Below are 12,622 nucleotides of genomic sequence, written 5' to 3'. Positions count from 1 at the left end.
ACGATGCCCGCCGTGATCCAAGATCCTCCTCGGGGCCGTGACCAGCGCGCTGTGCTGAGTCTCGTGGCCGTCATCGTCACCGTCGGCGCGACGATCTGGCTGGGCAATCTGTCCGACGAGGTCCCGCTGCTGCGCGAAGCGTACGGGCGCTGGCACGGGATCGGATTCGTGCTGCTGACCGCGCTCATCGTGGCGACGCTCGCCGGAGCTCTGCTGCACTCGGCCTCGGCGCGCCGCGCGGGACGGTCGGTCCGGCTGGGCTGGTGCAACGCCGCCCTGGTGCTCGGGTACGCCGCCGTGATCGGGCTGCTGGCCTGGTACATCGGTGCTGAGATCCCGGCGGACTTCGGCAGCGGTCGCGGCGGCGGCGCCAAGGGCGCGTACGTGGCGTGGCTGATCGCCGTGGTGCCCTCGCTCGCCGTCGTGGGGGTCGTCGGCGGTCTCTTCCCGCGGGTGCGCCTCGCGTCGGCCGAGCCGGATCCGGCGGAGGCACGAACCGGCGAAGGTGGCGCGCCTGCGCGTCGTCCGGCCAAGTTCTACCAGGTGGTGCTGGTGACGGCGGGCATCTGCTGGGCCCTGGGCGCATTGCCGTTCCTGCTGCTGGCGCTGGCGTACATCGCCGGTACGAGCTGACCGCGCGGCGGGCATTGCACCGCCGGCTCGGGTCATCCTGCTGACCCGCACGTTCTGCGCTCGTGCAGCAGGTTCCGGGCAAACAGGCCTATATAGGTGACACACAGCGGTTTTCGTACGATAGGGCCTGAATCTCCTTGTACGTTGCGCTGGACGGGCATCAACATGCCCGTCCAGCGCACAAGCAAGGGGGCCGGACATGGCAGACGACGCTCAACCGCGGCCGAAACGCTCAATGCTGCTCACCGCAGCCGCAGCCACGCTGCTGGCGACGGCCGCGCTGACCGGCCCGGCCACCGCCGGCCCCGACACCGGGGCCACCCGGTTCGCAACCGTCGCGCAGGTCGGCAATCCGTGCAAAGCACTGACGAAGTTCAAGCGCTCCAACTTCGCCGATTCCGCCCGGATCGACAACAAACGCGACCCGCTGCCGCCCGGGACCCGGTTCGTCCTCGACGGACAGACCGCCGAAGGCCCCCACCGGGTCGTGCTCATCGTCACCGACCTGGTCAAACGCATCGACGGCGTGTGGACGCGCGTGCTGTGGGACCAGGACCTCCAGGGCGACCCGCTCGCCCTCGTGGAATCGGAACTGGCCTTCCACGCCCAGGACAAGGCCGACAACGTCTGGGTACTGGGCGAGTACCCCGAGGAATTCGAAGGCGGAGTGTTCACCGGCGCCCCCAACACGTGGATCTCCGGTGTCGCCGGTGCCAAGGGTGGGGTGCTCGTGCCCGGCAGGCCCCGCAAGGGCGGACCGTTCCTGCAGGGCTTCGCGCCCGCCATCGACTTCCTGGACTGCGGGCAGGTCGTCAAGACCAGCCAGGACGACGTCTGCGCGGGTGGTGTCTGCTACGACAAGGTGACGCAGATCCGTGAGTTCAGCCCGCTCGATCCCGACGGCGGCAGCCAGCTGAAGTTCTACGCGCCCGGCGTCGGCAACATCAAGATCACGGCCGAGGGTGACCCGGAAGGCGAGTTCCTCGACCTGACCGGCAGATCGAAGCTGACCCTCAAAGAGCGGATCCGGGCCGACCTCGCCGCGCTTCGACTCGAACGCCGCGCGTACGCGAACAGCAAGGTCTACCGCACCACCTCGCCGATGCTGCTGTGGCCCGGCGACCCGGACACGGCCAAGGTGCGGCAGGCGATCAAGGCCGAGCTCGTCCGCAGATAGCGGCGACCGTGTCCTACCGGGACCTTCGCCACAGGGCCGCTGAAGCGCCCACGATCAGAGCCAGCACCAGAGCGAACGCCGCGACCGCGGGCGTGTTCGAGGGCTCGTTCACCGGCTCGGCGCTGACCGGCACGACGTCGACCGGCTCCGGCCGATCCGGAGACGGGACCGCGCTGCTCGCGCCGGCGCTCGGCGACGGCACGGCGCTCGGTGACGGCACGGCCGTCGGGGACGGCTTCGGGGCGGGGGAGGCGGCGGTGCGGCTCGGCTTGGGCTTGGGGCGCGGGCTCGTGACCTGGGTGGGCTGCGGGTCGTAGCGCTTGCCGTTGGTGCACCAGCCGCCGATGACGCAGATGTGCAGGATGTCGGCGTTGGAGGTGTTCGGGTCGGGCGTCGAGGTGCGCACCCCGTACGAGCCGCTCGGGTCCTTGCCCGTGATCTTGATGTTGGCGACGGCCGACTGCGCTGCGCCCGCCTGCAGCGTGGGCAGCATGCAGCCACCGTCGTCCAGCTCGCCCGGGCACGACGCGAAGCCGACGAAGGCCAGGCCAGGAGCGCTGTGGACGAACACCGTGGGGCGGTACGACGGGTCCGGACCGCGGTTGCTCACCGTGATGGTGACCTTGACGGTCTGGCCGACCGAGCCGACCGCTCGGGTATCGGAGACCCGGATGTCGGCCGACTCCGCGGCGTACGCCGGAACCGCACCCCACCCGGCGGCGACCAGCCCGCACAGCAGCGCGCCCACCATCCGAACCCTCATGACACCAGCCCCTCCGCGTTCATCGACTGCGAGAGCGTAGTGGCCGCCAGGAGACAGGACGCCGCCGACCCGGTGCCGGACGCCCTCAGGGCTCTCGCGCGGGTCGGTGACGTCCGACCGGCCGCCTTCGTCAGTGCCGATCGTCCGGGCAGCGGATCTTGCTTTGTTCCGATAACCTCCCCAAGTCCTTTCGTCCAATGGGGAGGAGATTCATGTCTCGGGTTGTTCGATCGCTGGCCGTTGCCGCAGCCGGCCTGGCGGCGTTCGCGGTTGCCTCACCGGCGCAGGCCTCGTCGGCCACCAGGGTGCTGCAGTCCGGGCACGTGCAGTTCTTCGCGGACGACACGCATCCTGGTGACCTGATGGTGGACGTGTCGCGCCAAGACGGCGTGGCCACGCTGGACGTCGAGTGGTACAGCCAGACGTGCCAGGACGCCGGCGACACCTGGAGCTGTGACTACGTCTGGCGGCGTGCGTTCGGCGTGACGCCGGCGGTCTTCGACTTCTCGCTGAGGTCGACGACGGTCGTCGCCGCGGTCACGTACCGCGAGAGCCGCTACACGTGCTCGTTCGACGGGGAGCAGGAGACGTGCACGGATCTCGTCGACGCCGGAACGGCGTCGACGGACCTGTCCGTCACGTGGACGGCGACCGAGCGGCCGACCACGTCGACGTACCGCGATGAGACCGGCGCGCTCTGCGTCAGCCGTGCCAACCAGGCGCCGGCGACGGGTTCGGCGTTCGGTGAGACGTACGTCGGGCGCGACCAGATCAGCGCGCTGTCGCAGCAGCGGTGCGTCGGCTAGTAGGCAAGTGCAGCTCAGGGCCGCCTTTCCGGGCGGCCCTGAGCCGTCTGCGGGCTGACGTCTCAGGGGGCCACGGCGCGGCCCACGCTGGTGCGGACCATGGCCGACCACTCGGCGTCCGCGTCGATGTCGCGCCTGCGGGGCTCGGTGAGCACCACGACGTTGCCGTCAGGATCGGTGAGCACCAGGTCGTCGCTGTACCAGGGGGTCGGCGCGGGGCCCTGCGCGCTGCCGCCGCCGGCCGTGGCCACTTCCCGGGCACGTCGAGCGAGGTCGTCGCCGCCGGCGGCCATGGTGATCCGCCCGCCGCCGGTCGGGGCGCCGCCGGCGGGCACGAGCAGGATGTCCTGGTATCGCTGCCGTCGGAGGTGAACCAGCATCGTTCTCCCGTCCGGGCCGGGCATGGCGGCGAGGACGACGAACCCGGCGGCCTCGTACCACCTTGCGGTGGCCGCCAGGTCGGTCGCCTCGAATTTCACGAACGCGGGCATCGGGTAGATGTCGCGGTCGATGCCCGGCGCGGTCCGGGCAGTGGGTTCGGTGTTCACGGCACTCCTCAGGCAGGTGGAAGAACTGGTCGGCCCCGACGGTGCCGCCTCCCGCCACGTCAGGGTCAAACCGGTTCGCGGACGAGTGACCCCGGTAGGAGAAAAGACGCTTATGCCCCTAATCTCCGAACATGGGCATAAGCACCCATCGGTTCACGGCCGAGGAGGACGGGACCATGCACACCCACCACACTCGTCCACAACGGACGCCACGCCGCGCGCTCGCAGCCGCCGCACTCGCCATCACGATCACCCTGACCCCCGCGGCCGCGCAGGCCTCACCGCACGCCGCCGATCCCGGACCTGCCGCCACGGTGCTGCCCCCGGCAGCGACAGCCGAACCCAGCCCCTGCCCGCCGCTGCACAGGCTCCGGCAGCGCGACTTCGGCGACTCCGCCGACCTCGACAACGTCCACCAGCCACTGCGCCCCGGCACCGAGATCACCCTGCAGGCCGTCGCCAACGACGGCGGCGCGCTGCTCCCGCACGTCGTCGTCATCACCGCCACCGACCTGGTCAAGCAGATCGACGGCGTATGGACCCGCGTGCTGTGGCAGCAGGACTGGCGCGACGGCACCGCCGTCGAATCAGCGCTGATCCTCCAGGCCCAGGACAAGCGGGGCAACGTCTGGCAGCTGGGGGAGTACCCGGAACTCGTCGAGAACGAGCTGCCCGCGGGCGCACCCGGCGCGTGGATCGCCGGCGTCGCCGGCGCCCGGGCGGGAGTCGTCGTGCCCGGTGACCCCGACCGCGACGAACCGCCGTACCTGCGCGCCGAAGCGCCCGGCATCGGGCTGCTGCGCTGCGGGTACGTCGTCGACACCGCCGCCGACGAGGTCTGCGCGCCCACCATCTGCTACGACGACGTCCTGATCGTCGAGGAGTTCAGCCCGCTGCTCGCCCCGCCGGTCCGCCGCGCCTACGCACCCGGCATCGGGCTGATCGCGGCGGCTCAGGCGAACTCCGACGGCGAGACGCTGTTCCTGTCCGGCAGACGCGGCCTGACCATCGCCGAGCGGCTCGCCGCGGACTGGGAGGCGGTGCAGCTGGAGGACCGGGCGTACGAGACGAGCGAGGTCTACGCGGACACGTCGCCGATGCGGTTCCACGCCGGTGACGGCGACGCCGAGGCGGTCCGGCAGCTGATGGCGGACCGGCTGCGGCTCTGAGCATTGCTCCAGCAGCGGCGCCGCGCCCCGGGCGGCGCCGCTGCGCATCGTGTCCGGCGCGGGTCAGGCCGTCGCGACCTGTGCGGACATCGCCTGGCCGGCCCGGTCCGACACGCCCTTGACCAGCAGGTACCCGACCATCCAGAACTCGCCGATGGTGGCGGGCACGACCAGTGCGGAGACGGCGCCGGTGGCGTCGGGCAGGGTCACCGCCACGATGAGGCTGAGCACGTATCCGACGCCTCCGGCCTGCAGGATCCAGCCGAGCGGGCGCGGCATGAATCCGGATCGGACGGCCAGCCAGCCCATCGGCATCAGCCACAGCCCGAAGAACAGCGCGCCGAGGGTGAACGCCGCGCCGTTGAGCTCGTAGAGCAGCAGCGCCTGGGTGGCCGAGGCGGTGTCGGCGCGCAGGGCCACGTCGAGGGCGGTGGTCGAGAACATGGTGCCGCCGAGGATCGTCACCGAGTTGACCAGGCCGAACACTGCCAGCGATCCTGCGGCGACGGGGTCGACGGGTCGGAACAGCTTCCAGAACCAGACGGCGGTGACGGCCTGGGTGAGGACCATGCCGAGGTCGGCGAGGACGCCGAGGCGGGCCAGGGATTCGTGAGTGATCAGGTTCGCGGCGGTGCGGGCGGCGTCGTCGGGTACGTAGAGCTGCTCGCGGATGAACAGGAAGCCGAGGAACCCGGTGACGGCGAGGCCGAGGTAGGCCAGGCCGGTGATGCGGGCGGTGCGTTTCGTGTTGGTCATGGCACTGCTCCAGGGTGGGTGGGGTGGTGCAGGGCACGCTTGTTCGGCGGACCACCGGCCCGCTTGTCAAAAATGTTTTACATGTTCGACGGTACGTCCTGACGATGTGCCGCGTCAAACATTCTTTACACCGCGGGTCTCACGCCGCGGCAACGCCGCCCCGGTCCGGCGCCGCCGGGTCACGCCGGCCGGTCACACCCCGCGCAGCCAGTCACGCACGAGGTGCCGGGGCCTGCGCCGCGACAGCAAGGCGATCACCACCACCGCGGCCAGCGCCACCGCCCACCCGGGGAGCCGGAAAGGCGGCGGCGGGCCGGGATCGGCCACCCCGGGCACACGCGGGTCCGCGCCGACGCGCGCCGTGGCGACGTCGAGCTCGTAGACGGTGTCGGGGGCGGTCAGCAGCACGCGGGGCGGATCGCTGAGCTCGTACAGCCGCTGGTTGCCGACGATGGCCAGGGCCGTGTCGCCACGCCAGCCGACCACCTCGACCAGTGGCGTCATCTCGCGGCCCACCCGCTGGACCCCTTCGACGCCTCGCATCGCGGGCATGGTCGCGCCCGAGGCCGCGTCCAGGGGCAGCAGCCCGCCCTGCGCGTCGGACAGCAGCAGCCGCCGCCCGTCCGGGGCCCACGCGGCCCGGCCCGCGAGCTGCCCGGCGACCCGAGCGCGCCAGGCGACGGTCCCGTCGCCGTGGTACGCGGTGACCTCGTCGCGCTGCTGGAGGGCGAGCATCGACCCGTCGGGTGACAGCGCCGCGCGCAGTTCGCGGAACACCCCCGGCAGCGGGGTGAGCGGGACCTGCCACAGTTTTCGCCCGGTGGGCATGGACACGACGGTGACCTGGCCGCCGACGGGGTCGTCGCTGGTGCCGTCGCCGTCGTAGTGGACGAGTGCGGCCAGGGCGCCGTCCGGTGACCAGGTGAGGGGCGCCCCGGCGTCGAGGGTGCGCACGTCGCCGGTGGTGATGTCCAGCAGGCGGCTGCGGGTGCCGTCCCCGGAATCCCACCGGGCCATGAGCACGTACCGGCCGTCGGGGGAGAGCAAGATCGTGTTCGTCCAGCCCGAGGCGAAGGTCCATTCGGGCCGGTCGTATTCGCGGTAGCGGTCGTCGCTGCCGACGACGGTCAGGGGGGAGTTCTCGTCGGGCAGGAACTGGTCGGCGGTGACATACAGGGCCAGTGCGCGGGGCAGTGGGGCGTCGCTGAGTGCGGCCGTGCCCGCCGGTGGCGAAACGAGGACGGTGGGCAGCTGGTCGATGCCGGGCTCGGCCGGCGCCGGTGGGCTCGGCCGCCACCCGGGAAGGGCGATGGCACCGGCGATCAGCAGGGTCGTCACGGCGGCGAGTGCGGTCAGCCGTCGTCGCCGTGCGCGGCGCGCCCGGGCGTACAGCCCGGACGGGACTCGCATCCCGGCGTTGTCGGCGACGTCGTGCATGATCCGGCCCAGTTCGGTCGTCACCGGGTCACCACCGATCTGGGCTGGTCCCCGACCAGGGTGGCCAGGTGCGGATTGAGTTCTCGCAGCCGCGCCAGGGCGTGGCGGGTCTGGCTCTTGACCGTGCCGACGGCGCAGGCGAGCTGCTCTGCGGTTTGTGACTCGCTGAGGTCCTCGTAGAAGCGCAGGACCAAGACCGCGCGCTGTTTGGGGGTGAGCCGGCGTAGCGCGTCGTCGAGGACCAGGCGCAGGTCCTGGTCGGCGGGCGCGGCGGGCAGGGTGGGCGGTTCGTCGGTGAGGGTTTCGGGTGGGCGTCGTTTGAGGGTGCGCCACCAGGACACCGACTGGGTGAACAGGATGCGGCGCACGTACGCCTCGGGGTCGTCGATCGTCGCCCAGCGCATGGCGGCGCGACAGAGTGCCGCCTGCAGCAGGTCCTCGGCGTCCTCACGGTGTCCGGTGAGCAGATATGCGATCTTGGCCAGTGCGGCTGAGCGCCCCGCTACGAACTCCTCGAAGGAAGCCTGTGCCTGCTGCGTGTCCATCAACACCCCCTGCTTACTCAGACGCCTGCCGCGGTGGGCGTGGAGGGAGGAAACCTATCGCGGGTGGCGGTCGCAGGAATGCCTTCCGGTAGCCGCAGGTGGCGACCGCGATGTGTGTTGACATCTGGTGGGTCCTGTTGGAACCTGTCGGCGTGCGATACCTGGAGACGATCTCGACGGGGTACGGGGCGCTGCCGCCCCGCGCCTACCCGGCCACCGACGCCGCCCGCCTGAGCCTCAATGGCACCTGGCGCTTCCGGCTGACGCCCACCGCCGACACCCCCGCCGACTTCGCCGACCCGGCCTACTCCGACAGCGGCTGGGACGAGATCGCCGTACCGTCGCACTGGCCGCTGCAGCGCCGCGACGGAAGCTGGGGCAACCCCATCTACACCAACGTGCGCTACCCCATCCCCGTCGACCCGCCGCACGTGCCCACCGACAACCCCACCGGCGACCACCGGCTCGCCTTCGACCTGCCCGACGGCTGGCCCGGCGGCGACGCCGTGCTCCGCTTCGACGGCATCGACTCCTGCGGGCGGATCTGGCTGAACGGCACCGAACTCGGCGTCACCTTCGGCAGCCGCCTGCCCACCGAATACGCGGTCGGACACCTGCTGCGCCCCACCGGCAACACCCTGGCCGTACGCGTACACCAGTGGTCGGCCGGCACCTACGTCGAAGACCAGGACATGTGGTGGCTGCCCGGCATCTTCCGCGACGTCACCCTGCTCACCCGGCCCGACGGCGGCCTGACCGACCTACGCGTGCACGCCGGCTACGACCACCGCACCGGCCTCGGCACTCTGCGTGTCGACACCACCGACGGCGCGACCCTGACCTGCCCCGAACTCGGCCTGACCGCGGCACCCACGGGCTTCGCGATCGAAATGCCGGTGACGCCGTGGACCGCCGAGACACCGCACCTGTACCGCGTCGAAGTCGCCACCGCCACCGAACGGGCCGTGCTCGCCGTCGGGTTCCGCACCGTCGCGATCGAGGACGGCCGGTTCACCGTCAACGGCCGCCCGATCCTGTTCCGGGGCGTCAACCGGCACGAATTCGACCCCGACCACGGCCGCGTCGTCACCGAGGACCTGATGCGCACCGACCTGCTGCTCATGAAGCAGCACAACGTCAACGCGGTACGCACCAGCCACTACCCGCCACACCCCAGGTTCCTCGACCTGTGCGACGAACTCGGCATGTGGGTCATCGACGAATGCGACCTGGAGACCCACGGCTTCGGCGAGAACGACTGGCGGGCCAACCCCACCGCCGACCCGGCCTGGCGCGACGCCCTCGTCGACCGGGCCCAGCGCATGGTCGCCCGCGACCGCAACCACCCGTCGATCATCATGTGGTCGCTGGGCAACGAAGCCGGTGTCGGCGACAACCTCGGCCACATGGCCGCCGCGATCCGGGCGCTGGACGATACCCGCCCTCTGCACTACGAAGGCGACCACAGCTGCATGTATGTCGACGTGTACAGCCGCATGTACGCCGACCACGCCGAAGTCGAACTCATCGGCCGCCTCGAAGAACCCCCGCTGGACGACCCATTGCTTGATGGGCGTCGTCGCACCATGCCGTTCATCCAATGCGAGTACGGCCACGCCATGGGCAACGGCCCCGGCGGCCTGCACGAATACCAGCAGCTGTTCGAAAAGTACGACCGGCTGCACGGCGGTTTCATCTGGGAATGGATCGACCACGGCATCCGCAGCCACACCCCCGACGGACGTGAGTTCCACGCCTACGGCGGCGACTTCGGCGAAGAGCTGCACGACGGCAACTTCATCTGCGACGGACTCGTGTTCCCCGACCGGACGCCGTCGCCGGGGCTGCTCGAATACAAGAAGGTCATCGAACCGATCCGCATAACCGACGCCGGGACCGGCACGTTCACGATCGAGAACCGCCACGACTTCACCGACCTGTCCGGCCTGACCCTGCGCTGGGTGTATGAGATCGACGGAGTCGAGCAGGGGAGTGGGGAGCTGGCCTGCCCGAAGCTCGCGGCAGGCTCGTCCGAGGCCGTCGCGCTGCCCGCACTCGACCTCGCCGACCAGTCTGGCGAGGCCTGGTGGACGGTGAGCGCGTTGCTCGCCGAAGACACCGCCTGGGCCCGTGCCGGACACGAGATCGCCTGGGGTCAGTGGCCTGCCGCGAACCCGGCAGCGACGTTCCCGCACGCGGTGACTACGGCCCCGGAACCGGCGGTCGTGGCCCCGCACGCGGCGGTAGCCGCGGACAGTGCGGTGACCTCCGTGGCGATCAACGGAGTCGGTGCGACGGGTCTTGCCCTGGACAGCCTCGCACCGGTCCAGACCGCGGCCACCGGGTTGTCGGGCTCGTCGGCAGGCTTCGCCGCGCCGCGCTCCGCGCGCTTCGATGAGCGCGGGCGGCTCGTCGAGTTCGCCGGGATCGCACTGGTCGCGCCACGGATGGACCTGTGGCGGGCGCCGACCGACAACGACGCGCACACCCTGGCCGCGCAGTGGCGCTGGGCGGGCCTGCACCGCGTACACGAACGGACCGTCGACGTCACCGCCGACACCGACGCCCTCACCGTGCGCACCCGCGTCGCCGCGGCGGCCGTCGACGCCGGGCTGCTGGTCACCTACCGGTGGAGCGAGGCCGGGGACGCCCTGCGGCTGCAGCTCGACATCACCCCCGACGGGGTGTGGACTGTGCCGCTGCCCCGGCTCGGGCTGCGCCTCGGCCTGCCCGCCACCTACGACCAGATCACCTGGTTCGGGCGCGGGCCCGGCGAGGCGTACGCCGACACCCGCCTTGCCGCCAGGGTCGGCCGGTTCGCCGCCACTGTCGACACCATGCAGACCCCGTACGTGTTCCCGCAGGAGAACGGCGCCCGCATCGACGTGCGGTGGGCGACGATCAGCGACACCGCAGGCGCCGGGCTGCGGATCGAAGCCGACCCGCTGTTCCAGCTCACCGCACGCCGGTGGACGTCCGAGCAGCTCGACGCCGCCCGGCACCAGACCGACCTGGTCCCCGGCGACCACGTGTGGGTGAACGTCGACCTGGCCCAGCACGGCATCGGCAGCAATTCCTGCGGCCCCGGCGTACTCGCCAGGCACGCCCTGACCGCCCGCCCGGCGACTATGACGCTGCTGCTACGGCCCTGCTGAACGAACGCCCGGGACGCTGCCAAGCGTCCCGGGGCATTCGCCGGGACGTTCATGCTCGACGGCGTGCCTACCTGCCCTGCGCCGGCGCGGCTTCAGGGTAGGAGGACTTCGAGCTGGTCGCGCAGGTCAGGGGCGCCCAGGCGGTTGTCGACGGCCAGGTGGGGGACAGGTGGTTCGACGCCGGCGCGGATGGCCGTCAGGTAGGTGTCGAAGGCGGCGAGTTTCTGGCCGTCGCGGGCCAGTGCGCGGGCGGTCAGGCGGGCGTGCAGGGTGACGGCGTCGGTGCGGATCCAGACCAGGTGCACCGGGTCGCCGCCGAGCTCCGTCACCCATGTCGCCCACCGGTCTGGATCATGGATCTGGCCGGTGAACGGGGCGTCGAGGAGGACCGGGCAGCCGTGGGAGCGGATCAGGCGCGCTGCGGCCGTCATACCGCCGTACTCGTGGATCTTTATGTGCTCGTCGTACCAGGGGCCCTCGCGCTCGCCGTGCGGGCGGCCCGCGGCCAGCAGGGTGGCGGCGACGAAACCGCCGTAGAGGACGTCCTTGTCGAGCAGGGCCGGAACCGGGTTCAGCGCGGCCAGGAGCAGTCGGGAGACGGTGCTTTTGCCGGCCCCTGGGGGGCCGGCTACGACCCATACCGCAGCGTTCACGCTCGGGAGACTACCGACACCGGTAACCCGATGTGCGTGATCAACCGGGAGCGTGTATCGTTGTGGCTCGTGCGGCTGACGCCGGACACCAGAGGGGGTATGCCTCCGAAGGTGGCCAGGGAAGGTCGGACACCACCGGTCCGGGTGGCGGAATGGCAGACGCGCTAGCTTGAGGTGCTAGTGCCCGTATAGGGCGTGGGGGTTCAAGTCCCCCCTCGGACACAAATTTACGACGATACCCGACTGCTCGCCATGGTGCGAGCGGCCGGGTATTTTTGTTCTCTGGGCAGCTCGTCAATTTTCAGGGTAAGACGTAGCGAAGAATGAGCCTCCCTACATCCGCGGCATCGACGCTAATCAAGGTGACTGATTGCAGGAAGCGAAGGTGAAGGATATTACCTTCACCTTCCGGCCTAATATCATCACAGCTCAACGTCGCAGGTGGACAGTGGCTCGTCGATCTAATGCACTAGCGCGCGGCATTGATGTAGACGCCATCGGGTTGCTAATAGGCGGGCGGTGATGGTGTGACCGGGGACAACCGACCCCGATTTGCATCCTGGTCGGGGGTCCGCGTAATGTTCTCTCTGCCAGCGAGGAACGGACAAAAACACCGGGGCTGAAGAGCTCGGGTGGTGGCCGGATCGTTTGGCCGCTCGGAGTGGTGCGGACCCCGGTTAGGGGGCCGCGGAACCGGTCCGGTACTGTGAACGACACAGCCCCGTAGTGCTTCCCGAGTTTCGGGTGGTGTTCGGTGTGTGCTTGTTCTTTGAGAACTCAACAGGGTGCTATTTAAGCCAAGTGCCAATTATTGATCATCCTCTGGATGATTCCTTTGGTGATGGACAGATCTGGACATTTTATTATGTCGGGGTTTGATCTTTTGCCGGGTTTTTGAATTCTTTTTGGAGAGTTTGATCCTGGCTCAGGACGAACGCTGGCGGCGTGCTTAACACATGCAAGTCGAGCGGAAAGGCCTT

The 12,622-nt window shown here is 70.1% G+C and carries 11 protein-coding genes, 1 tRNA gene and 1 rRNA gene; 7 read left to right on the top strand and 6 right to left on the bottom strand.

The window, feature by feature from the left end; translation table 11 throughout:
* Positions 1 to 12: 12 nt before the first annotated feature.
* Positions 13 to 633, top strand: coding sequence for a hypothetical protein (locus HAV39_RS10835; RefSeq protein ID WP_191839058.1), 621 nt, complete (start codon positions 13 to 15; stop codon positions 631 to 633).
* 199 nt (positions 634 to 832) lie between these two features.
* Entirely contained in the window at positions 833 to 1,810 is a 978-nt protein-coding gene (locus HAV39_RS10830; protein WP_191839057.1) for a hypothetical protein, read from the top strand.
* A 13-nt stretch (positions 1,811 to 1,823) separates the two neighbouring features.
* On the opposite strand, the gene HAV39_RS10825 is transcribed toward HAV39_RS10830, so the two are convergent.
* The gene (locus HAV39_RS10825) at positions 1,824 to 2,573 is read right to left on the bottom strand and encodes a DUF11 domain-containing protein (RefSeq protein ID WP_191839056.1); all 750 of its coding nucleotides are present in this window, start codon (positions 2,571 to 2,573) and stop codon (positions 1,824 to 1,826) included.
* Positions 2,574 to 2,785: 212 nt separating this feature from the next.
* Here HAV39_RS10825 and HAV39_RS10820 point away from each other — a divergent pair, with 212 nt between their 5' ends.
* Positions 2,786 to 3,379: a hypothetical protein gene (locus HAV39_RS10820; RefSeq protein WP_191839055.1), complete on the top strand. Its 594-nt coding sequence runs from the start codon at positions 2,786 to 2,788 to the stop codon at positions 3,377 to 3,379.
* A 62-nt stretch (positions 3,380 to 3,441) separates the two neighbouring features.
* Here HAV39_RS10820 and HAV39_RS10815 read toward each other — a convergent pair whose 3' ends face one another.
* Complete coding sequence (locus tag HAV39_RS10815; protein WP_191839054.1) at positions 3,442 to 3,927, bottom strand: VOC family protein; 486 nt, start codon at positions 3,925 to 3,927, stop codon at positions 3,442 to 3,444.
* Positions 3,928 to 4,058: 131 nt separating this feature from the next.
* Between HAV39_RS10815 and HAV39_RS10810 the strand changes: the two genes are divergently transcribed.
* Positions 4,059 to 5,096, top strand: a complete 1,038-nt coding sequence (locus HAV39_RS10810; protein ID WP_191839053.1) for a hypothetical protein — start codon at positions 4,059 to 4,061, stop codon at positions 5,094 to 5,096.
* Between the two features lie 63 nt (positions 5,097 to 5,159).
* Here HAV39_RS10810 and HAV39_RS10805 read toward each other — a convergent pair whose 3' ends face one another.
* From HAV39_RS10805 to HAV39_RS10795, 3 genes are all read right to left on the bottom strand, one after another.
* Positions 5,160 to 5,852 (bottom strand): DUF4386 domain-containing protein, encoded by a 693-nt coding sequence (locus tag HAV39_RS10805; RefSeq protein WP_191839052.1) that lies wholly within the window; start codon positions 5,850 to 5,852, stop codon positions 5,160 to 5,162.
* A 192-nt stretch (positions 5,853 to 6,044) separates the two neighbouring features.
* A complete protein-coding gene (locus HAV39_RS10800) occupies positions 6,045 to 7,313 on the bottom strand; it encodes an outer membrane protein assembly factor BamB family protein (RefSeq protein ID WP_191839051.1) in 1,269 nt (422 codons plus the stop codon).
* Positions 7,310 to 7,834: a SigE family RNA polymerase sigma factor gene (locus HAV39_RS10795; RefSeq protein WP_191839050.1), complete on the bottom strand. Its 525-nt coding sequence runs from the start codon at positions 7,832 to 7,834 to the stop codon at positions 7,310 to 7,312. The genes HAV39_RS10800 and HAV39_RS10795 overlap by 4 nt, the downstream gene beginning before the upstream one ends.
* A gap of 152 nt (positions 7,835 to 7,986) precedes the next feature.
* On the opposite strand from HAV39_RS10795, the gene HAV39_RS10790 reads away from it, so the two are divergent.
* The gene (locus HAV39_RS10790; protein WP_239121033.1) at positions 7,987 to 10,989 is read left to right on the top strand and encodes a glycoside hydrolase family 2 TIM barrel-domain containing protein; all 3,003 of its coding nucleotides are present in this window, start codon (positions 7,987 to 7,989) and stop codon (positions 10,987 to 10,989) included.
* 92 nt (positions 10,990 to 11,081) lie between these two features.
* Here the strand turns inward: HAV39_RS10790 and HAV39_RS10785 are convergent, their stop codons facing one another.
* Positions 11,082 to 11,642 carry a P-loop nucleotide/nucleoside kinase family protein gene (locus tag HAV39_RS10785; protein WP_191839048.1) on the bottom strand — a complete coding sequence of 187 codons (561 nt, stop codon included), beginning with the start codon at positions 11,640 to 11,642 and terminating at the stop codon, positions 11,082 to 11,084.
* 138 nt (positions 11,643 to 11,780) lie between these two features.
* On the opposite strand from HAV39_RS10785, the gene HAV39_RS10780 reads away from it, so the two are divergent.
* Together HAV39_RS10780 and HAV39_RS10775 are read left to right on the top strand one after the other, a co-directional pair.
* A tRNA-Leu gene (locus tag HAV39_RS10780) sits at positions 11,781 to 11,864 on the top strand.
* Positions 11,865 to 12,544: 680 nt separating this feature from the next.
* A 16S ribosomal RNA gene (locus HAV39_RS10775) occupies positions 12,545 to 12,622 on the top strand; the annotation flags it as partial.

The sequence above is a fragment of the Catellatospora chokoriensis genome, assembly GCF_011297315.1.
Lineage (GTDB): Bacteria > Actinomycetota > Actinomycetes > Mycobacteriales > Micromonosporaceae > Catellatospora > Catellatospora citrea.
The sequence above is the reverse complement of the archived record's forward strand: the minus strand, read 5'-3'. Positions and strand labels throughout refer to the sequence as shown.

Bases quoted from the DNA above. Each gene is read 5' to 3' on its own strand.
- HAV39_RS10830 (WP_191839057.1), top strand. From the start codon at position 833: ATGGCAGACGACGCTCAACCGCGGCCGAAACGCTCAATGCTGCTCACC.
- HAV39_RS10825 (WP_191839056.1), bottom strand. From the start codon at position 2,573: ATGAGGGTTCGGATGGTGGGCGCGCTGCTGTGCGGGCTGGTCGCCGCC.
- HAV39_RS10820 (WP_191839055.1), top strand. From the start codon at position 2,786: ATGTCTCGGGTTGTTCGATCGCTGGCCGTTGCCGCAGCCGGCCTGGCG.
- HAV39_RS10810 (WP_191839053.1), top strand. From the start codon at position 4,059: ATGGGCATAAGCACCCATCGGTTCACGGCCGAGGAGGACGGGACCATG.
- HAV39_RS10805 (WP_191839052.1), bottom strand. From the start codon at position 5,852: ATGACCAACACGAAACGCACCGCCCGCATCACCGGCCTGGCCTACCTC.
- HAV39_RS10795 (WP_191839050.1), bottom strand. From the start codon at position 7,834: ATGGACACGCAGCAGGCACAGGCTTCCTTCGAGGAGTTCGTAGCGGGG.